18 protein-coding genes and 1 tRNA gene are annotated in these 21,042 nt (G+C 58.2%); 7 read left to right on the top strand and 12 right to left on the bottom strand.

Annotated features, from left to right (window positions below):
• The first annotated feature begins 218 nt into the window (after positions 1-218).
• Both HU754_RS10340 and HU754_RS10335 read left to right on the top strand, forming a co-directional pair.
• The gene (locus HU754_RS10340; protein WP_217827615.1) at positions 219-5,003 is read left to right on the top strand and encodes an RHS repeat-associated core domain-containing protein; all 4,785 of its coding nucleotides are present in this window, start codon (positions 219-221) and stop codon (positions 5,001-5,003) included.
• A 2-nt stretch (positions 5,004-5,005) separates the two neighbouring features.
• Positions 5,006-5,401: an Imm50 family immunity protein gene (locus tag HU754_RS10335; RefSeq protein ID WP_158561689.1), complete on the top strand. Its 396-nt coding sequence runs from the start codon at positions 5,006-5,008 to the stop codon at positions 5,399-5,401.
• 290 nt (positions 5,402-5,691) lie between these two features.
• On the opposite strand, the gene HU754_RS10330 is transcribed toward HU754_RS10335, so the two are convergent.
• From HU754_RS10330 to HU754_RS10315, 4 genes are all read right to left on the bottom strand, one after another.
• Positions 5,692-5,859 (bottom strand): hypothetical protein, encoded by a 168-nt coding sequence (locus HU754_RS10330; protein WP_186624372.1) that lies wholly within the window; start codon positions 5,857-5,859, stop codon positions 5,692-5,694.
• Positions 5,860-5,980: 121 nt separating this feature from the next.
• Positions 5,981-6,400: a glycine zipper domain-containing protein gene (locus HU754_RS10325; protein ID WP_007914081.1), complete on the bottom strand. Its 420-nt coding sequence runs from the start codon at positions 6,398-6,400 to the stop codon at positions 5,981-5,983.
• A 137-nt stretch (positions 6,401-6,537) separates the two neighbouring features.
• Positions 6,538-6,909, bottom strand: coding sequence for a glycine zipper domain-containing protein (locus HU754_RS10320; protein WP_016983669.1), 372 nt, complete (start codon positions 6,907-6,909; stop codon positions 6,538-6,540).
• Positions 6,910-7,233: 324 nt separating this feature from the next.
• Positions 7,234-7,422, bottom strand: a complete 189-nt coding sequence (locus tag HU754_RS10315) for a hypothetical protein (RefSeq protein ID WP_093441821.1) — start codon at positions 7,420-7,422, stop codon at positions 7,234-7,236.
• Between the two features lie 119 nt (positions 7,423-7,541).
• Here HU754_RS10315 and HU754_RS10310 point away from each other — a divergent pair, with 119 nt between their 5' ends.
• Positions 7,542-7,946 (top strand): hypothetical protein, encoded by a 405-nt coding sequence (locus HU754_RS10310; protein ID WP_225919972.1) that lies wholly within the window; start codon positions 7,542-7,544, stop codon positions 7,944-7,946.
• A 61-nt stretch (positions 7,947-8,007) separates the two neighbouring features.
• On the opposite strand, the gene HU754_RS10305 is transcribed toward HU754_RS10310, so the two are convergent.
• On the bottom strand, positions 8,008-8,328 hold the full coding sequence (locus tag HU754_RS10305; RefSeq protein WP_099758444.1) for a YbjQ family protein: 321 nt from the start codon (positions 8,326-8,328) through the stop codon (positions 8,008-8,010).
• Positions 8,329-8,471: 143 nt separating this feature from the next.
• Positions 8,472-8,561: transfer RNA gene (locus tag HU754_RS10300), tRNA-Ser, on the bottom strand.
• 295 nt (positions 8,562-8,856) lie between these two features.
• Between HU754_RS10300 and HU754_RS10295 the strand changes: the two genes are divergently transcribed.
• The 3 genes from HU754_RS10295 (at position 8,857) to HU754_RS10285 (ending at position 11,588) form a co-directional block, all read left to right on the top strand.
• Positions 8,857-9,546, top strand: coding sequence for a crotonase/enoyl-CoA hydratase family protein (locus HU754_RS10295; RefSeq protein WP_034151725.1), 690 nt, complete (start codon positions 8,857-8,859; stop codon positions 9,544-9,546).
• Between the two features lie 213 nt (positions 9,547-9,759).
• Positions 9,760-10,482, top strand: a complete 723-nt coding sequence (locus HU754_RS10290) for a lysophospholipid acyltransferase family protein (RefSeq protein WP_077571798.1) — start codon at positions 9,760-9,762, stop codon at positions 10,480-10,482.
• A 134-nt stretch (positions 10,483-10,616) separates the two neighbouring features.
• Positions 10,617-11,588 carry a magnesium and cobalt transport protein CorA gene (locus HU754_RS10285; RefSeq protein WP_093441790.1) on the top strand — a complete coding sequence of 324 codons (972 nt, stop codon included), beginning with the start codon at positions 10,617-10,619 and terminating at the stop codon, positions 11,586-11,588.
• 108 nt (positions 11,589-11,696) lie between these two features.
• Here the strand turns inward: HU754_RS10285 and HU754_RS10280 are convergent, their stop codons facing one another.
• The 3 genes from HU754_RS10280 to HU754_RS10270 all read right to left on the bottom strand — a co-directional run bounded on the left by HU754_RS10280 (position 11,697) and on the right by HU754_RS10270 (position 15,886).
• The gene (locus HU754_RS10280; protein WP_186624373.1) at positions 11,697-12,419 is read right to left on the bottom strand and encodes an amidotransferase; all 723 of its coding nucleotides are present in this window, start codon (positions 12,417-12,419) and stop codon (positions 11,697-11,699) included.
• Between the two features lie 92 nt (positions 12,420-12,511).
• Positions 12,512-14,656 (bottom strand): 3-hydroxyacyl-CoA dehydrogenase NAD-binding domain-containing protein, encoded by a 2,145-nt coding sequence (locus tag HU754_RS10275; protein ID WP_186624374.1) that lies wholly within the window; start codon positions 14,654-14,656, stop codon positions 12,512-12,514.
• 24 nt (positions 14,657-14,680) lie between these two features.
• Complete coding sequence (locus HU754_RS10270; RefSeq protein WP_093441775.1) at positions 14,681-15,886, bottom strand: acetyl-CoA C-acetyltransferase; 1,206 nt, start codon at positions 15,884-15,886, stop codon at positions 14,681-14,683.
• Between the two features lie 585 nt (positions 15,887-16,471).
• Here HU754_RS10270 and HU754_RS10265 point away from each other — a divergent pair.
• Positions 16,472-17,293, top strand: a complete 822-nt coding sequence (locus HU754_RS10265; protein WP_186624402.1) for a c-type cytochrome — start codon at positions 16,472-16,474, stop codon at positions 17,291-17,293.
• A gap of 113 nt (positions 17,294-17,406) precedes the next feature.
• Here the strand turns inward: HU754_RS10265 and HU754_RS10260 are convergent, their stop codons facing one another.
• Genes HU754_RS10260 through HU754_RS10250 form a run of 3 tightly spaced genes read right to left on the bottom strand, consistent with a single transcriptional unit; the run spans position 17,407 to position 20,579 of the window.
• Positions 17,407-18,210, bottom strand: coding sequence for a transglutaminase family protein (locus tag HU754_RS10260; RefSeq protein ID WP_007914065.1), 804 nt, complete (start codon positions 18,208-18,210; stop codon positions 17,407-17,409).
• A complete protein-coding gene (locus tag HU754_RS10255) occupies positions 18,207-19,157 on the bottom strand; it encodes an alpha-E domain-containing protein (protein WP_016982907.1) in 951 nt (316 codons plus the stop codon). Before HU754_RS10255 ends, HU754_RS10260 begins: the two co-directional genes overlap by 4 nt.
• Positions 19,158-19,169: 12 nt before the next feature.
• On the bottom strand, positions 19,170-20,579 hold the full coding sequence (locus HU754_RS10250; protein WP_007914061.1) for a circularly permuted type 2 ATP-grasp protein: 1,410 nt from the start codon (positions 20,577-20,579) through the stop codon (positions 19,170-19,172).
• Positions 20,580-21,042 lie beyond the last annotated feature (463 nt).

The following is a 21,042-nucleotide window of genomic DNA, read 5'->3' as shown; positions in this document are numbered from 1 at the left end:
CCAGGCGGCAGGTGAACCGCTGCTCGGATCTGATTAAAGGGTTCAGCAGCATAACGAGCGCGACAGACATTGAGCAACGGCCAATGTTTATTGAGCGATGAACTACTCGCAGATATTTGGCGAAACATCCTACAGACATCGCCTACTCGCCCGACTTCTTTCCTGATTGATCCCCCGCAAAGTCCCCGCACCTTTTTGATGTGCGCGAGAGACTGCGAATGCTTCCAACCGATCAGCTGCTGGCCCTGAACAACAGCATCGGCCTGCTCGTTGTTGCCGCCCTGAATCCCGACGAGCCGGCTTTTGACAACCTGATCCGCGAATTCCGCCTGTGCCTGAACCACTACGACGCCTGGGCCGAGCAGTTCTGGACCGGGACGGCGCTGGATGTCGAACAGGTCTTCACCGTCGGTAACGACGTGCGCCTCAGCGCGCCGATCACGTCGCGCCAGCCGCTCAGTTCATCGGTGGTCATGTGCTCGGCCAGCGGGTCGATGAAGCTGGTGCATATGTTCGAGGCCGCGCGGTTTGTGCCGATTGGCAACACCCCGGTAACCCTCGAACCGGTGCTTGCCGATGTCGGCGGCGTGCTGACTTTCGGTGAGCCGCTGCATTACACCATCGGCCCCAGCGGCATTCTGCAAGTGACCGACTGCGATCGGGGCCAGCGTTATCGCATCACCTTCTTTCCCGATGTGTCCACGGACCATGTGCAGACGTTGTACGCCTCCTATCAGGGCATCATCGATGGCCTGGAGGGCTGGTTGCGCGGGGAATGGAGTGAATTTCAGCCGCAGTGGAAGGAATTTTCCAGCGCCGGATTTCTTGAGCGTTACGGTCAGTTGCAACAGGCCGACTGGCGTGGATTCGAGAAAGCCCTGAATGGTGTTTGGGATGACATCCACCAGGTATTCGCCCTGCTCGCCGACTTGCAGGCCAACAGTGAAAAGTTGCTGGAATACCTCAGCGAGGCCGAGCTTGAGGCGTTATTGAATGCTTCCAGCGACGCCATCGCCAACGGTCTGTTGATCCTCAGTGACGAGCCGCTGCTGTTCATTCATCTGGCCGCGTTTACCAGTTGGCTGAAGATGCTGCCGCCGCAGTATCTGGCTGAAGTGGTGGCCGAGGTGCGGGTCGAATTGCTGATCAGCTTCCTGTTGATGGGCGTGTCGGGTGGCATCGGCGTGCCGCTGCGTTTGAGCAGCAAGGTGCTGGCGAAGATCAAGTCGCCGCGCGCGCGGGAGTGGCTGGCGGCCTCGGCGTTGCGGCTGGCCGAACTGACGTCCTCGGCGGATTTGACGCGGCATGCCAGCGTTTTGAAGCCGCTGATGCTCAATGTGCGTGACGTTGAGTTGAAACCGACACCGTCGATACCGCTGAATATTCGTCAGGCCGATTCGCTGGTGTTGACGGTGCCGAATCCGGCGCCACTGGCGCGGGACAAGTCTGGTGCTTCGAGCCGGTTGCAACGGCATGAGCCTCACGACGACTCACCGGATCAGGCGAAAAACCCCAACGGCGACAGCGCCGATTGTGTGCCGCGTACCTGCACCAACGGCTGCCCGGTGTCGATGGTCACCGGTGAAGAACTGCTGACTCTGAGCGATGCGGTGCTCGATGGCGTGTTGCCGTTTGAGTTCACCCGCTTGTATCGCTCCAGCGCCGCCGAAATCGACGTCGGGCTGGGGTTTGGCTGGAGCCATTCGCTGGCGCATCGGCTGGAGTTTTTCGCTGATGAGATGGTTTGGGTCGATCACGAAAACCGGCGCACCCGTTTTCCGCTGCCGAGTATTGAGCGGCCGGCGATTCACAACAGTTTGTCGCGGGCGGCGATTTTTCTCGGTGATGAACCGGAGGAGCTGATTCTCGCGCTGGCCGGGGACGCGGCGCGTTTTTATCACTTTCGCGCAGGACGGCTGACGGCGATCAGCGATGCCTATGGCAATCGTCTGACGGTGCAGCGCGATCGGTCTGACCGGGTGCAGCGCCTGGACAATGGCGCCGGGCGTTCGCTGTTGTTGCGCTATGACCGCGCGAAGTTGGTTGGTGTGGATTATCAGGTGTTTCGCGACGGTGCCTGGAGTACCGAACAGGCGCTGGTCAGTTACCGCTACGACGCTTATCAACACCTGATCGAAGCCACTAACGCCGTTGGTGACAGCGAGCGTTACGACTACGACGACGCTCACGTGATTCTGCAGCGGCAACTTGCTGGCGGCGCGAGCTTCTTCTGGGAGTGGGAGCGCTCAGGGAAATCGGCGCGCTGCGTGCGTCACTGGGCGTCGTTCTCGCAGATGGACACGCGCTACGTCTGGAACGATGACGGCAGTGTCGCGGTGCATTACGTCGATGGCACCGAAGAGACCTACGTCCACGACGAGCGTGCGCGGCTGGTGCGTCAAGTCTCGGCGGATGGTGGCGAGCAGCTCAAGGCCTATGACGCCTCGGGGCGGCTGATCGCCGAGCAGGATGCGTTAGGCGCTGTCACCGAATACCGCTACGACGACGTCGGACGGCTGGTGACGCTGATTCCACCGGATGAGGCGCCCACGTCCTACGAGTATCGCAACGGTTTCCTGCATAAACGCTCTCGCGGCGAGGCGGTGTGGATCTACCGGCGCAATGCCGAGGGCGATGTCACCGAAGCGGTCGATCCCGACGGCCATGTCACCCATTACTACTACGACACCCGTGGGCAATTGCTGTCGATCCGCTACCCGGACAGCAGCCGGCATCGCTTGGTCTGGAATAGCCTCGGCCAGTTGACCGAAGAGACCTTGCCCGACGGTGGCGTACGGCGTTTTTCCTACGACGCGCTGGGGCGACGGACCACGACTGCGGACGAACACGGTGCAGTCACCCGTCAGCACTGGGACGCCGTTGGCCGACTGATTCAGACGACATTTCCTGGCGGCAGCACCCGCGCCTACAGCTACGGCGCCTACGGTCAGGTCACCGCCGAGCGCGACGAACAGGGGCACATCACCCGTTATGAGTATGACGACGATCTGCACCTGGTCTCGCGGCGGATCAACCCCGACGGCACGCGGGTGCAGTACCGCTACGACCATGCGCAACTGCTGCTCACCGAGATCGAAAACGAGTCCGGGGAAAAGTACCGGCTGGACTACACGCCGACCGGACTGATTCGTCAGGAAAGCGGTTTTGACGGTCGGCGTACCGCGTACGCCTATGACCTCAATGGGCATCTGCTGGAAAAGACCGAGTTCGGTGATGACGGCTCTTGTTTGCTCACTGCTTATGAGCGCGATGCTGCTGGCCGGCTGCTGGTCAAAACCCTGCCCGACGGCATCAAGGTCACCTACCAATACGACCGTCTCGGCCGTTTGATTGGCGTCGACGACGGCCAGCAACACCCGCTGGCCTTCGAGTACGACCGCCAGGACCGCTTGATCACCGAGCATCAGGGCTGGGGCACCCTGCGTTACCGCTACGACGCCTGCGGCCAGCTCAAACGCATGCGTCTGCCGGACAACAGCGTGCTCGACTACCGCCACGCCAAAGGCGGCGCGCTGAACGGGATTGACCTCAACGGCACGCCGCTGACCCGCCATGTCTACCAGTCCGGTCGCGAACTGCAGCGCCAGCAAGGCCTGCTGCTCAGCGAATATTCCTACGACGATCAGGGACGATTACTCGCCCACGCCGTAGGCCATCAGCGCGATGCGTTGTACCGCCGCGATTATGCCTACAGCGCCAACGGCAATCTCGCGCACATCGCCGACAGCCGCCACGGCCAGCGCACCTACGGCTACGACGCCCTCGACCGGCTGATCCGCGTCCGCCACTCACGCGATGAACTGCCGGAAAGCTTCGCCCACGACCCGGCCGGCAACCTGCTGATGCAGGACCGCCCCGGCCCCAGCCAGATCCAGGGCAATCGCTTGCTGATGCAAGGCGACCGTCATTACGACTACGACGCCTTCGGCAACCTGATCCGCGAACGTCGCGGCCGCGCGCAGACTCTCGTCACCGAATACCGCTACGACAGCCAGCACCGCCTGATCGGCCTGACGCGCCCCGACGGCCAAACCGCCAGTTACCAATACGACGCCTTCGGCCGACGCATCCGCAAAACCGTCAACGGCGAGATCACCGAATTCTTCTGGCAAGGCGACCACCTCGTCGCCGAAAGCAGCGAAAGCGAATACCGCAGCTACGTCTACGAACCCGGCACCTTCCGTCCGCTGGCACTGCTCGACGGCAAAGGCCCGAAAAAGGCCTGCCCGTTTTATTACCAGCTCGACCACCTCGGCACCCCGCAGGAACTCACCGACTACAGCGGCGACATCGTCTGGTCCGCGCAATACGACGCCTACGGCAAAGTCGCCGCACTGACCCTGGCTGGCGACGACTACCTGAACCAGCCGCTGCGCTTTCAGGGGCAGTACTTCGACGGGGAAAGCGGGCTGCATTACAACCGGCACCGGTATTACGACCCGAGGTTGGGACGGTATCTGACGCCGGATCCGATCAAGTTGGCCGGTGGGTTGAATCAGTACCAGTACGTGCCGAATCCGACGGGGTGGGTGGATCCGTTGGGGTTGAGTTCCAATTGTCCGCCCAAAGGCCGAAAATCGATCAATTGTTCAAAACCTGATGATGTTGAGCTACCACAGGTTTCCAGGCGCGGTGCATTCAGACAGGCAAAAGTTGATGCAGGAATTCCGAAAGGGCAACAGCCAGATATTCAAATTGATGAGGTAAGTGGCAGGCAGAAGCAGTTCACCTATGTCAACATGACGGATAGAAAAGGAAATAACATTCTAGACAGCAGTGGAAAGCCGATTATAACCAGAGAATATAGATTCACCCGAGAGGATGGTTTTATATTGACACTCCAAGACCACTCAGCGGGACACAAGTATGGAGATATAAATAACCGAGGAGATCAAGGACCTCACATAAACATACGACCCGCTGATGACACACGCAATGGCAAAGTAAAAAATACGAGCGATCATTATCCATTCAAGGAATGACCATGAAATACTGGAATGAAATAGAAGGAGGCAAACTCTTCAACATGGTATTCAGCAGAAATATACCCGTTGGGGAGATCAAGCTATTCGCTTTAAACATGGACAACAACCTTTCAACATTGACCTTGGCATTTGATATTAGAGAAATGCCGGACACTCCTCCGAAAAAATGGGAATCCATAGGATACAATGCTTGCCGAATCGGAATAACATGCTGTGAAATTAGAGAGTTGACGACATCCAACATTCCAACTCAAAAAAACTTAAGTCTATCCATACAACCAATTGGAGACAGATATCTGATTTCAGCTGTATCAAGCACTTCGAAAGTAACGTTTACCACATCATCATTAAGACTGCGAGAACCTAGCGTATATTTAACAGAGTTACCTTTCTAAAATTTATTGAGCGACGGGTGCTCTATTACCGTGAGGCATCATAAAATTTTATATAGATACAGAGAACAGTTCGACATCCAGTTGCTCAGCATGATTCTAGACAATTTGGAATTCTCTAAATCCGAGATTTCACATTGTTAGCACTACAAAAAAACGCCTATACCTAGACTCGCTCACCAGATCAATGACTGGTGGGCAGCCATTTTTAGTCACTAACAAATTTGTAGGACCTCTTGAACTCAGGCCCTTAAAATCCGGATTCAGACGCTCAGATTTTCTCAAACATCCGATCACTGCTCATCCTCATCCTCTTCATACTCCATACCCGCCTCATCCGAATCATTCAACGGCACCGTCGCATCATCCATCAACGACCCCGGATCCTCATTCCCCGGATCATTAATAAACGGCAGTCCACTCGAACCTTTCTCTTCCTTGCCTTCGGTTTCAGGAGTCATGGCAACCTCGTCATTTCAGGGAGTGTATGACGTTCGAAAAGCCCTACAGTCAATCGTTCCGGTGTCTGACGATCAAATGCAAAAAACCCGGCAAAAAGCCGGGTTTCCGCTTAACCCTCCATCAATGATGGCGGTTTTTATGTTTGTTCTTGTGCTTGTGACCGCCACCCGAATGAGATCCGCCATCGTCACCCAGGTTATTACCGACCGCACCACCCGCCGCGCCGCCCAACCCTGCGCCAATGGTCGAACCCGTAGACCCGCCAAGGCTGTTGCCAACGACCGAGCCACCTGCCGCGCCGAGACCACCGCCAATAGCCGCTTCAGTTCGATTGCGTTTATTCGCCCCGACGGCACTGCCGGCCGCGCCACCAACACCGGCACCTACCGCCGCGCCAGTACTGCCACCGAGTTGTCCACCGACCACATTGCCGAGCGCGCCGCCCAAGCCGCCACCCACAGCGGCGGTACCATCACCAGCGGCCATCGCCCCTTGTGCTACCAGCAAACCGAAAAACAGTGCAGATAATGACAAGCGCATATGAACCTCACAGTTCCCGAAGCGGGACAGTCCGCCCAGACATGGGCCTATGTGAGATTGGAGACGCAAACGGGGAAAACGTTCAGCCATGAAAAAGCCCGACATCGAGCCGGGCTTTTTCTGACAAGGGATTAGTCTCAGTGACGCTTGTGACCTTTGGACAAGTTGCTGCCCACTGCGCCGCCAGCTGCGCCACCCAGGCCTGCACCAATCGTGGCGCCGGTTCTGCCGCCCAGGCTGTTGCCGATCACCGAACCACCGGCTGCGCCAACGCCGCCGCCAATCGCCGCTTTGGTCCGGCTACCCTTGCGCGCCGCCATTGCGCTGCCCGCCGCGCCTGCTACGCCGGCGCCAATGGCCGCGCCAGTGCTGCCGCCCATTTTCTGGCCGACGACATTACCCAGTGCGCCACCCAGACCACCGCCCAACGCAGCAGTGCCATCACCGGCAGCCATTGCACCTTGAGCAACCAGAAGCCCCAGAACCAGAGCAGGCAGTGTTAAACGCATGACGAAAACCTCAACAATTGGGATGACAAAAAGGGCCGGGATTTAATGCCGTCGTCGCGCGAAAGTCCAGCCAAAATCACGGATCTCGCGCGCACTCGGCGCCGATTGGACAGCAATTCTGGAAAAGGTTTTGTGGCAGGCAAAAAAAAGCCCGCTGGGGAAACGGGCTGGAGACTTGCTTTCTAACGGATGGCTTCACCCTACTGCGGCAGACGTGAAAAGTTTGTGAAAGTAGACTGATTTTCCGTCATCACCTGTAGGAAAATTCTTCAAACCCACAACCATAAAAAACCCCGCTCAGTAGCAGGGTTATGCAGAGAACGATTATTTCCTGGAACGCGTGGTGACTCTGGGGAGAAATTTCGCCTTGGGTCCCTTGGGTGCCGCGGATTTGATTTTGCCGATCTGCACCGGATCCTCGCCAAAACCTGACTGATACTCGGTCTGGCCGCACCGTACGCAGTTATTGAAGGAAAATTCAGCGCCATCGTCTTCGATATACGGATCAGTCATACCTTCGCCCCGTCGCAACAGATCGACACCGGCAAAAACCCTTTTGCCTGAAAAAATATCGACCTCCATGGCTTTTCAGACTAGCTGGTCATTCCTGGACTTGTGATTCAGATCCCCTGATGCCCGACGAATGGCCTGAAAAATTTAAACAGACGATGAACCATTGGTCCCAGATTGCTAAAGAATTCCAAAGCCAGGCCGTTGCCCTTTTTCATACAAATGAATCTCAAGGAGAGAACATGCAAATCAACGGATTCCCCAATATGCCTGTCGTAAAACTCACGGACGAACAGATCGCAGCCGGCAAGGCTGGCGCGGAAAAACTCAAGGAGAAGATCGCTTCCGGTGAAATCACCATCAAGTATCCGGGTCCGGACACACCGGTTCTGCAACCAGGGGTCATTTACCATCCCAGCAAGCCAGTCGAACCCAACCCGCCTTCTGATACACCCCCTCTCGTCGCCGTCGACACACCACTGACCTATGACGAAAGAGGCACCGTGATCCTCAAGCCACAAGGCTGATTGCACCGCAAGATTGAGCCCATTCAACCTCTGAATGGGCTTACACACCCGTCAAACAAACTCAGCGCAACTTCACCGCCGTACCCGTCGCAAACACAACAACCATCCCGCCCTTCCCGCCGGGCATACTGATCTCAAAGTCCACCCCGACCACCGCATCCGCCTGCAGAGCGCGCGCACGCTCCCGTATTTCTTCGGTCGCCTGAATACGCGCCTCCTTCAAAGCCCGCTCCAGCGTCTGCGAGCGGCCGCCAAAAAAGTCGCGCATACCAGCGAACATGTCACGGATCACATTGACGCCCTGCACCGATTCGGCACTGACGATATCCAGGTAGGCCGCGATCTGCCGGCCTTCAATGGCGTGAGTGGTGGAAATGATCATGGAGTGTCGTCCCTACAAGGATGAATAAATTCGCGATTGTAATAGCTCAAAGCAGACTTCACGCCGCTGCCAATAAAATCCAGACACCAGAAACCACAAAACCCCTGACTTCTTTCGAAATCAGGGGTTTTGTGTACTGAATATGGCGGTGAAGGAGAGATTCGAACTCTCGATACAGTTTCCTGTATACACACTTTCCAGGCGTGCTCCTTAAGCCACTCGGACACTTCACCGTATCTCTTCAAACATGTTCTGTCTGTCGAGGCGCGCTAATGTAGTCGAAAGCTTTTCCGATGGCAAACTTTTTTTCAGAATTTTCATGCGGTTAAGAGAAAAAGTCGTTTTGCCCGCTAGCAGGCCATGGCAAACCGGCCAATCTTCGGTGGGCGCGGCCCTTCTATATAGAAGCTGAACGCCTAGCCATGCAGGGTGGGTCGGGAAACGGTGACTGGCGGGTCAGTCATGGCGCTTTACCTGGCCTGCGGCGGTGGGTAACGTCTGCCCATCTTTCTTACAAGGAATAGCGTCATGAGTGAGTTGATTTCCTACCACCTCGAAGACGGTATCGCGACCCTGACCTTGAGCAACGGCAAGGTCAATGCCATTTCTCCGGACGTGATTGCGGCATTCAACGCGGCGCTGGATCAGGCGGTGACTGATCGTGCCATCGTGATCATCACCGGTCAGCCAGGGATTCTGTCCGGCGGCTATGACCTGAAAGTCATGACCGCCGGTCCTAAAGAAGCTGTGTCGCTGGTAACCGCGGGGTCGACCTTGGCCCGGCGCCTGCTCTCTCACCCGTTCCCGGTGATCGTCGCATGCCCAGGTCACGCGGTGGCGAAAGGCGCTTTCATTCTGTTGTCTGCTGATTACCGCATTGGTGTCGACGGCCCGTTCAGCATCGGTCTGAACGAAGTGCAGATCGGCATGACCATGCACCACGCGGGTATCGAACTGGCTCGCGATCGCCTGCGTCGCTCGGCGTTCCACCGCTCGGTGATCAACGGCGAGATGTTCGATCCAAAAAGCGCCGTGGATGCCGGGTTCCTCGACAAGGTGGTTGCCGCCGAAGAGCTGCAAGGTGCCGCCCTCGCCGCTGCGCGTCAGTTGAAGAAGATCAACATGCTCGCGCACAAGAACACCAAGTTGAAGGTGCGTAAAGCACTGCTGGAAGCTCTGGATAACGCGATCATCCAGGATCAGGAGCATCTGGGCTAAGCCCGGCTGATGCGCAAAAGAAGCCCGACCGTCGTGTCGGGCTTTTTCTTGCACGCTTGGTTTAAAAGTCCGCGACCGCTCTAGGACAGGTCTGACCCTCCATTCTGAAACATGCGCTTAAACATCGGCTATCTCCGCACTCTATAGCGGCAATTGCCGAAAACAGTGCACATCCGTACACTGCGCCACCTTTTGTCCCGGTGGGGCCTGAAAATGCTGTTCGTGTTTCGTATGTTATTGATGGGCCTGCACTTTATTCTCGCCGGCGTGCTCGGGGTGATTCTCGGCATCTGCCGCCCGTTCAATCCGGACAACAGCCGTCTGTGCGCCCGCCTCTATGCGCTACCAGCGATGTGTATTTTGCGTTTACGGGTGAAATCCGATGTCAGCGGTTTGCTGAACAAACCCGACAGCTGCGTGATCATCGCCAACCACCAGTCCAACTATGATCTGTTCGTGTTCGGAAACGTCGTGCCGCGCCGTACCGTGTGCATCGGCAAGAAGAGCCTCAAGTGGGTGCCACTGTTCGGGCAACTGTTCTGGCTGGCCGGCAATGTGTTGATCGACCGTGGCAATGCGCACAAGGCACGCCAGTCGATGCTGACCACCACCAATACCTTGCAGAACGAAGACACCTCGATCTGGGTGTTCCCGGAAGGCACACGCAACCTCGGCGAAGAATTGCTGCCCTTCAAGAAAGGTGCGTTCCAGATGGCAATTGCCGCTGGTGTACCGATCGTTCCGGTTTGCGTCAGCAGTTACATCAAGCACATGCGCCTGAATCGCTGGCGCAGCGGGAAAATCCTCATACGCTCGTTGCCGGCGATTCCTACAGCCGGATTGACCATGGACGACATGCCCATGCTCATCAATCAGTGTCGCGAGCAGATGCGCGAGTGCATTGAATCGATGGATCGGCAACTGCAAGCTGCCTGAAAAGACAACCCGCCCTGTGCGGGTTTTCTTTTGCCCGGTGAACTGTACAGATTTCACTGACTCTCAAGCAGCGACACGGCTAAGCTGAAGCCTTGAATTCCCTGCCACCTGCCAAGTAGAAGTGAATCACCACCATGGGTCGAGTTGTTGCTGCTGCGGTGTACAGCGCAGGCAAGAAAGTCACCAATATTACCCTCGACGAAGGCGCTGCCTGGGCTGCGAAAACCGGCCACTTCGTGTGGATCGGCCTGGAAGAGCCGGACGCTCAAGAGCTGTCCAACCTGCAACGTCAGTTCAACCTGCACGAACTGGCCATTGAAGACGCCCTGGAAAAACACAGTCGACCGAAGCTCGAAACCTTTGGCGACGCTTTGTTTATCGTCACCTACTCACCCATCCGCGAGAACGGCGTTCTGCAATTTATCGAGACGCATATCTTTGCGGGCAAGGGCTACATCATCACCGCGCGTAATGGCCACTCGGCGTCCTACGCCCATGTTCGCCAACGTTGTGAGGCGCGTCCGCTGTTGCTGGAGCACGGGGAAGATTTCGTACTTTATGCGTTGCTCGATTTTGTCATCGAGAACTATCAGCCAGTCGGCGAAGCGATCCATGCCGAGATCGATGAGCTGGAGCGCAACGTGTTGTGCAGCGCGTTGAATGAGCATGACATTCAGAAGCTGCATGGCTTGCGCCGCGATGTCGTACGCCTGCGTCGGTACGCGGCACCGATGGTGGAGATTGGCGAGGAACTGCAGAAGCTGAGTTTCCCGTTTATCGACAAGAACATGCGCCCGTACTTCCGTGATGTGCAGATTCACGTCACGCGGCAAATGGAAGACCTGACCACCTTGGCCGACATTGCCAGCCAGACCATCGAAATTGGTGTGTTGCTCGAGGCATCACGGCAAAGCGTGGTGCAACGCAAGTTTGCTGCCTGGGCGGCGATTCTGGCGTTTCCGACGGCGGTGGCGGGGATCTACGGGATGAATTTCCAGAACATGCCGGAGTTGAGCTGGCACTACGGCTATTTCGGTGTGCTGGGGTTTATTACGGTGGGGTGTGTGAGTTTGTGGGCAAGTTTCAAGAGGTCTGGGTGGTTGTAGAGCAAACCGAGTTGTCTGGAACATTCGCGAGCAGGCTCGCTCCCACATTGATCGGCAGCGCACCGGAAATCCAATATGTGAGCGAGCCTGCTCGCGAAGCTTTTGGCCTTAGACAGTTTCTGGCTTATGCGCCACAAAACGCATCATCCATTCCGCGACTGTCGCACCATGGTGTTCCTGCTCGAGACTGGCCACACCGTTGCTGTAGATCTGCGAACCCAACGCTTCCTGACGCAGATCGAGCAGCGCCCGCGAGTAATCGTGAATGAACTCCGGGTGGCCCTGGAAGCACAACACCTGATCGTTGATGTGATAGGCCGCGAACGGGCAGAAATCGCTGGAAGCAATCACCGTGGCGTTTTCCGGCAGCGCTGTGACCTGGTCCTGATGGCTGATCAGCAGCGTCAGTTCCTCACGCACCGGGTTCATCCACGGCGCCTTCGCCGCGAGTTTGTAGTTGTGGGTACCGACACCCCAACCCTGGGTCGCCCGCTCGCTCTTGCCGCCAAGCAGCAGCGCCAGCAGTTGATGGCCGAAGCACACGCCGAGCAGTTTGTCGCCACGCTCGTAGCGAGTCAGCAGGTATTCCTTCAGGGTCTGGATCCACGGATCAGTACCAAACGAGTCAGCCTTGCTGCCGGTGACCAAGTACGCGTCGAAGGTTTGGTCGTCGCTTGGGTATTCGCCCTGCATCACGTTGTAGACGATGAACTCGGCGGCAATCGGTTGCTGTGAGAACAGGCGCTGGAACATCTGCCCGTAACCCTGATATTGATCGACCAGTTCTGGACGCAGGATGTCGGTTTCCAGAATGCAGATGCGTAGCGACATAAAAAATACCTGACACGTGATGGGAATAATGAACACCCCAGAGCCTGCCTTGAAACCCCCTGGCAAGGCAAGCCCCGGAATGCTCGTTGCCCTTAGAACATTTCACCTTTTGCCGCTTTATCCAGCAGCAACGCTGGCGGCGCGAAACGCTCGCCATACTGCTCGGCCAGATACTGCGCACGGGCGACGAAATCCTTCACCCCGTATTGGTTGATGAACTGCAATGCGCCGCCAGTCCACGCTGCAAAACCGATACCGAAGATCGAGCCAACGTTGGCGTCCGCCGTCGAGGTCAGCACACCCTCCTCCACACAACGCACCGTTTCAATGGCCTGCACGAACAACAGCCGATCACGCACGTCTTTAGGCGAAATCTGCCCGTCGGGCTTCTCGAAGCGCGCCTTCAACTCGGGCCACAGATGTTTCTGCCCACCAGCTGGGTAATCGTAAAAGCCGCCACCCGCCGCTTTGCCCGGACGCTTGTATTCGTTAAGCAGCAAGTCAATCACGGCGAAGGCCGGGTGCTCAATCAGCGGTTTCCCTTCTGCCTGTAGGTCCTTGGCGGTTTGCTGACGGATATGGCTCATCAGGCTGAGGGAAACTTCGTCAGAGATCGCCAGAGGCCCGACCGGCATCCCGGCCTTGCGCGCTTCGGTCTCGATCATCGGCGCGCTCACGCCTTCGCCGAGCATGGCGATGCCTTCGTTGGTGAAGGTGCCGAAGACGCGTGAAGTAAAGAAGCCGCGACTGTCGTTGACGACGATCGGGGTTTTCTTGATTTGCAGCACGAAGTCGAAACCGCGCGCGAGGGTTTCATCGCTGCTCTGTGCACCTTTGATAATTTCCACCAGCGGCATTTTTTCCACCGGGCTGAAGAAATGCAGACCGATGAATTTGCCAGGATCAGGCACAGCCTTTGCCAGCCCGGTAATAGGCAACGTCGATGTATTCGAAGCGATGACCGCTTCGGCGCCAACAACCCGCTGGGCTGCAGCAGAGACCCTGGCCTTGAGATCGCGATCCTCAAACACCGCTTCGATGATCAGATCGCAACCCGCGAGATCCGCATCACTTTCGGACGGCTTGATCCGCGCCAACACCTCATCACGCTTCTCAGCATCCATCTGTCCGCGAGCGACTTTTTTGTCCAGCAACGCCGCAGAATTTGCTTTGCCTTTCTCGGCGGCAGCCAGATTGACATCCTTGAGCACCACTTCAATACCCGCCGAAGCGCTGACAAAGGCAATCCCCGCGCCCATCATCCCTGCGCCAAGCACGCCGACCTTACGCGTGACATACGGCGCAAAGCCCTGCGGCCGCGAACCTCCGGCGTTGATCTCATTGAGTTGAAACCAGAACGTGCCGATCAGGTTTTTCGAGATCTGCCCGGTGGTCAGTTCGGTGAAATAACGGGTTTCGATCAAGTGCGCGGTGTCGAAATCGACCTGAGCGCCCTCGACTGCCGCGCAGAGGATTTTCTCCGGCGCCGGCATTGTCCCTTGGGTCTTGCTACGCAGAATCGACGGCGCAATCGCCAGCATCTGCGCCACTTTCGGATTCGACGGCGTGCCGCCCGGAATCTGATAACCCTTCACATCCCAACGTTGTACCGCCATCGGATTGGCGACGATCCAGGCGCGCGCCTTGGCCAGCAATTCATCGCGATTCGCCGCCAGCTCATCAATCAAACCGGCCTGCAATGCCTGCTGTGGACGCACCTTCTTGCCCTCTAGCAGATAGGGCAGCGCTTTTTCGAGACCGAGCATGCGCACCATGCGTACCACTCCGCCGCCGCCCGGCAACAGGCCGAGGGTCACTTCCGGCAGACCGAGCTGTACCGACGCGTCGTCCAATGCCACCCGGTGGTGACAGGCCAGGCAGATTTCCCAGCCGCCGCCCAGCGCCGCGCCGTTGATCGCCGCGACCACCGGTTTGCCGAGGGTTTCCAGGGTGCGCAACTGCGCTTTGAGGGTCAGCACCATGTCGTAGAAGGCTTTGGCTTCGGGCTTGCCGACCTTGATCAACTCATTGAGATCACCGCCGGCAAAGAAGGTTTTCTTTGCCGACGTAATGATCACCCCGGCAATGTCGTCTTTTTCCGCCACCAGCCGGGCGACGCACGAGGCCATGGCCTCGCGGTACACAGCGTTCATGGTGTTGGCGCTCTGGCCCGGCATGTCGATGGTCAGCACGACGATCGCGTCCTGGCCTTTTTCGTAACGAATGGCTTCGCTCATAACAAGGTTCCTTGAATTCGGGGCTCAGAGGCGTTCGATGATGGTGGCAATGCCCATGCCGCCGCCGACGCACAGCGTCGCCAAGCCATAGCGCAGGCGCCGCGCTTCCAGCTCATCGAGCAAGGTGCCGAGGATCGCGCAACCGGTCGCGCCCAGCGGGTGGCCCATAGCGATGGAACCGCCGTTGACGTTGACCTTGTCCGGGTCGACTGCCATGTCCTTGATGAACTTCAGCACCACCGAGGCAAACGCTTCGTTGACCTCGAACAGGTCGATGTCTTCAACGCGCAGCCCGGCCTTGGCCAGTGCCTTTCGCGTTGCCGGCGCCGGGCCGGTGAGCATGATGGTCGGATCGGTGCTGGTGACCGCCGTGGCGACAATCCGCGCCCGAGGTTGCAGGCCCAGCGCACGCCCCTTGGATTCGGAGCCGATCAGCATCAGTGCTGCACCGTCGACGATCCCGGAACTGTTACCCGGTGTGTGCACGTGATTGATCCGCTCGACATGGCTGTAGACCCGCAGCGCGGTGGCGTCAAAACCCATCTGCCCTATCATTTCGAAACTCGGTTTGAGCTTGCCCAAGCCCTCAAGGGTCGATTCGGCGCGAATGAACTCATCGTGATCGAGCAGAATGATGCCGTTCTGATCCCGCACCGACACCAACGACTTGTTAAACGAGCCATCGGCCCGCGCCCGCGCGGCTTTCTGCTGCGAGTGCAGCGCGTAGGCATCGACGTCGTGACGACTGAAGCCCTCAAGCGTAGCGATCAGGTCGGCACCGACGCCTTGCGGAGTGAAATGACTGTGCAGATTAGTCTGCGGATCGAGCGCCCAGGCGCCGCCGTCGCTGCCCATGGGCACCCGCGACATCGACTCGACACCGCCGACCACTACAAGATCTTCGAAACCCGAGCGCACTTTCATCGCGCCGAGGTTGACCGCTTCCAGACCCGAGGCGCAAAAACGATTGATCTGCACACCGGCAACGCTGACATCCCAATCGGCCACTTGCACGGCGGTTTTGGCGATGTCCGAGCCTTGATCGCCAATCGGCGTCACGCAGCCGAGCACTACGTCATCGACCTGACTGGTGTCCAGCGAGGAGCGTTCTTGCAGCGCGTTGAGCAGACCAGCGACCAGATTCACCGGTTTGACGCTGTGCAGGGCGCCATCGGCCTTGCCTTTGCCACGGGGCGTGCGTAACGCATCGAATATCAAAGCTTGGGTCATGACGTCCTCGAACCTGTGCGGGGAGTGATTGCTTGTACCTCCACTCTTGACCCGAGCGGCCATGGATTCAATGACCACAGCGCTCAATGCGGTTGACGCACACGCTCAGACGGACGGTCATCGGCGGCTGGGTGAACCGGTTCAGGTCGGCGAGTTGTCTAGCCAGCGGGCGGCAAAGAAGCTGGCAATAAGCCTCATGCTTTTTTTATCGCATCTGGCAAGTACTCCATATGAAATGGATCTAAGCCAAGCGTGACGCGGCCCCTAATGTAGAACATGTACGTCAGGGTCGTCGGGTTTTGCCGAGGCAGACGTTCTTCAACAGGAAGTGCAGCGCTTGCCGTCATGGATATGCAGGCAGGCATCAGGAAATAACAATAAAGGCGGTCAAGCCATGTTCAAACAACCGAAAGTTCGTCAAGCAGGGCTCATTCTTTTCGCCACGACGCTGTTGTTGATTTTGCCGAATCTGACCAAGGTCATCGGCTGAGTCGAGCGCCGGGCGCTGCTCATCGCCACTGAAAATGTGACTGGCCCGCTACCCGGGCCAGCGTGGCTGTGCCAACCTTGGCGCACTCCCACGACATGGACGGCGATCATTTGAAAGCGCTCATTGTGTTCGGGGCCATGCTGCTGAGCATGCCCTTGTCTGCCGCACAGTTGGATCTGCAACTGGGCGCAAGCAGCCGCACCTGGCAGACCGAGGAATTGCTCAAGCATCCTCAAGTGCAAACCCTGACGATCAAAAACGATGTGTCCTACAAGAAGGACATGACCTATCGCGCCGTGCCTGTGGCCGCATTGCTGACAGGGATCAAACCGCAGGATCACCTGCAAGCGGTGGCACTGGACGGGTTTGCCGCCGAGTTGTCAGCTGCGCCGTTGCTTAATACAACAGGTGCGCGAGCATGGCTGGCCATCGAAGATCCGGCGCAGCCGTGGCCATCGCTGTCGGAAGGCAAGCACAGCGCCGGGCCGTTTTATCTGGTCTGGACCGATCCGCAGGCCGGCAATATCAGTCCGGAGCAATGGCCGTTCGAAGTCGCGAGCATCAAGCGCATGGCGCCAGTGGCGGAGCGTTTCCCTGCCCTACTGCCGGATCCTGCGTTGAAAGCAGATGACCCGGTGAATCAAGGGTTTGCGCTGTTTCAGAAAAACTGTCTGGCGTGTCACCGGTTGAACGGTGCGGGGGATGCGCAATTCGGGCCGGACCTGAATATTCCTTACAGCCCGACCGAGTATTTCGGCGCGGATTTCCTCAAGCGCTACATTCGGGATCCGCAGAGTTTGCGTCAGTGGCCGCAGGCGAAGATGCCGGGGTTTTCGGTGGAGGTGTTACCAGAGGGGGATCTGGAAATGCTGGTGGGGTATCTCAAGCACATGGCCGGACGCAAGGTTAAGCCGTAACGCCATTTCCCTTGTGGGAGCGAGCCTGCTCGCGATAGCGGTGTATCAGTCAGCACATTTGTAACTGACCGACCGCTATCGCGAGCAGGCTCGCTCCCACAGGGGTACGGCGTTTACTGCTGTTGCACCGAGATGATCGGGGTTGGCGAGACGAACACTTTCGCATGCATCTGCTCACACCCACCGCCACGGCGCATGCCGCGCACCGGGCAGGCATCCAGATAATCCAGACCCACCGCCAGTTTCAGATGACGCTCCGGCCGCGCCAGTTCATTGGTCACATCAAAGCTGTACCAGGCATCATCCAGCCACGCTTCAGCCCATGCATGGCTGGCTAGATGCTCGCAATCCTCGCTGTACAGATACCCCGACACATAACGCGACGGAATCCCGAGACTGCGTGCGCAAGCCAGAAACGCGTGAGCATGATCCTGGCAAACACCCGCACGCCCGGCGAAGGCCTCAGCGGCGCTGGTATCGACCTCGGTGGACCCCGGCGTGTAGGTCATGTGCTGATTCAAGCCGTGCATCAGATCGATCAGCGCCGTGCGATCACGCCGCTGCTTGCAGGATTTCTCGGCGAACGCACGTAACGCCTCATCCGCCTCGGTCAAACGGGTAAAGCGCAGGAACGGCAGCGCCGACTGGCTCTCATGCTCGGCCTCGCGCAGTTCGTCGATATCGACCTGACCGCGCGCACCGATGATGATCGCCTCGTGCGGTTCATCCATGGTCAGCACATGCAGAATATTGCCGAACGGATCGAGTTGCGCACGCACCGGGCGCGGCAGATCGAGCTGCCAGCTCAACACGTGCTGACGCTCGCTGTCGTGTGGGGTCAGCCGCAGGTACTGGATGCTCGCCCGCACCTGATCTTCGTAGTGATAGGTGGTCTCGTGGCTTATGGAAAGTCTCATGCAGCCTCCAGGTAGGAACTGTGAATGGCGTTGCCCAGCTGGCGCACCAGCGGGATGAATTCGGTCAGCCAGGCGTGCAGGCCTTCCTCGAGAATTTCGTTGATGCCGGTGTAGCGCAGGCGCGCGTCCATTTCTGCCGCCAGACGTTGTGCCGGTCGACCGTTGGCACCGGGCAACTGCGCAAGAATCTGATCGATCTCCTCGGTGCAGGCCCGCAGCGAGCGCGGCACATCGGCGCGCAACAACAGCAACTCGGCAACATGCCGCGCCCCCGGCGCATCGCGATAGATTTCGGTGTAGGCCTCGAATGACGACAAGGCGCGCAGCAAGGCGCTCCATTGGTAGTAGGCGTGGGCCGTACCGTCGCTGACTGCTTCAGCCTGATCGCCGGCCATTTCATAGCGCGCATCGAGCAATCGCAGCGTGTTGTCCGCGCGTTCGATAAAGGTGCCGAGGCGAATAAAGCGAAATGCATCGTTACGCATGATCGTGCCGTACGACGCGCCACGGAACAGGTGCGAACGCTCCTTGATCCATTCGCAGAAACGGCTCATGCCATAGCGACTGAGGCCCTGCTCGGCGATTCCGCGAATTTCCAGCCACGTCGAATTGATGTTCTCCCACATGTCCGCCGTGATCCGCCCACGCACCGCATGGGCGCTGGCCCGAGCCGCGCCGAGGCAGCTGTAAATGCTCGCCGGGTTAGCCGCATCGAGGGCAAAAAAGTGCAGCAGACGCTCAGCATGCAGCGCGCCATGGCGCTCGAGGTAATCGTCGAGGGTACCGGTGATCAGCAGCGGCATGGCCAATTCGTGCAAACCGTCGCCGCGACCGTCCTGCGGCATCAGCGACAGCGAATAACTGATGTCGAGCATCCGCGCGAGGTTTTCCGCCCGCTCCAGGTAACGCGACATCCAATACAGATCCGAGGCAGTTCTACTTAACATGGCAAGCTTCCTTCAATCCTCGACCACCCAGGTGTCCTTGGTTCCGCCACCCTGGGAGGAATTCACCACCAAGGAGCCTTCGCGCAACGCAACGCGGGTCAAACCGCCGGGCACTACCCGGGTTTCGCGCCCGGACAAGACAAACGGACGCAAGTCGATATGGCGCGGCGCAATGCCGTTTTCGACAAAGGTCGGACAAGTCGACAGCGACAGCGTCGGTTGCGCGATGTACGCGTGGGGTTTGGCTTTGATCCGTTCGCGGAAAGCATCGATTTCCGCTTTCGTCGATGCCGGCCCCACCAACATCCCGTAACCGCCTGAGCCTTGGGTTTCCTTGACCACCAGATCTGGAAGATTGGCCAGCACGTGAGAAAGTTCAGACGGGTTGCGGCATTGCCAGGTCGGTACGTTCTTCAAAATCGGCTCTTCGTCGAGGTAGAACCGGATCATGTCAGTAACGAACGGATACACCGATTTGTCGTCCGCTACGCCGGTGCCGATGGCGTTGGCCAGCACCACGTTGCCCGAGCGATAAGAGGACAGCAGCCCCGGCACACCGAGCATCGAGTCGGGGTTGAACGCCAATGGATCGAGGAACGCGTCGTCGAGCCGACGGTAGATAACGTCTACCGCTTTCGGGCCGTCCGTAGTGCGCATGAAGACTTTGTCGTCGCGAACGAACAGATCCGCGCCCTCGACCAGTTCAACGCCCATTTCCCGCGCCAGGAATGCGTGCTCGAAGAACGCACTGTTGAAGCGCCCCGGCGTCAGCACCACCACGCTCGGGTCATCGATCGGACTTGAGCTTTTCAGGGTGTCGAGCAGCAGGTTCGGGTAGTGATCGATCGGGGCAATACGCTGGGCGGCGAACAGCTCCGGGAACAGGCGCATCATCATCTTGCGGTCTTCGAGCATATAGCTGACGCCGCTCGGTGTTCGCAAGTTGTCTTCGAGCACGTAATAAGTGCCGTCGCCGTCGCGCACCAGATCGACGCCGGAGATGTGCGAATAGATATCGCGGTGCAGATCCAGGCCTTGCATCGCCAACTGATATTGCTCGTTGGCCAGCACCTGTTCGGCGGGAATGATCCCGGCCTTGATAATGCGTTGCTCGTGATAAAGGTCGGCGAGGAACATGTTCAACGCCTTGACCCGCTGGATGCAGCCGCGCTCAACGATTCGCCATTCACTGGCAGGAATGCTGCGCGGGATGGTGTCGAAAGGAATCAGGCGCTCGGTGCCCTGCTCGTCGCCATAGAGCGTGAACGTGATGCCGGCGCGATGGAAAAGCAGATCGGCCTCGCGTCGCCGTTGAGCCAGCAGCTCGTCAGGCGTGTCGGCCAGCCATCGGGCGAACTCCCGATAATGCGGGCGAACCTGGCCGCCGGCATCGTACATCTCATCAAAATAGGTGCGGATCATGCCGTACTCCTTGTCACCCGGACCTACAGGCCTTCGCAAGGCCCGTGCCATCGGCATAAACGCTTTGATTTCAATCGGTTGGAAATACACGCCGCAGGCACCGCACCATTCCTGTGCGGCAAATGCCCCAACCGGATTGCCCCCGCTTCATTGCGACGCACTGCATCGCCTATCACCAGCATAGTCAGAGTTGATTTCACTGCCCGGTGCTGCCTGCGGATAATCCGCACATCCGCTGCAAAACTTCACCGGCCCCGGCGCCATGAAGCGGCCAGCTCAACTGATTGGGATCGCCTCAGCGGCCCGCCCCGCTGCAACCCTGACCGGTTTCCTCTCCTTATCGGTCTTCCCTTTTAGCCACCCTCTCCGGTGGCTTTTTTTTGCCTCGGTTTCTTGTTTCAGGGTTTTGCCACAGCGTTTTGCTTATGCCGGAAATGACAACGGCCAACCCGAAGGTCAGCCG

Origin of the sequence: Pseudomonas zeae (assembly GCF_014268485.2) — a bacterium.
Classification (GTDB): domain Bacteria; phylum Pseudomonadota; class Gammaproteobacteria; order Pseudomonadales; family Pseudomonadaceae; genus Aquipseudomonas; species Aquipseudomonas neuropathica.
This window is presented reverse-complemented; position numbering and strand designations above follow the sequence as displayed.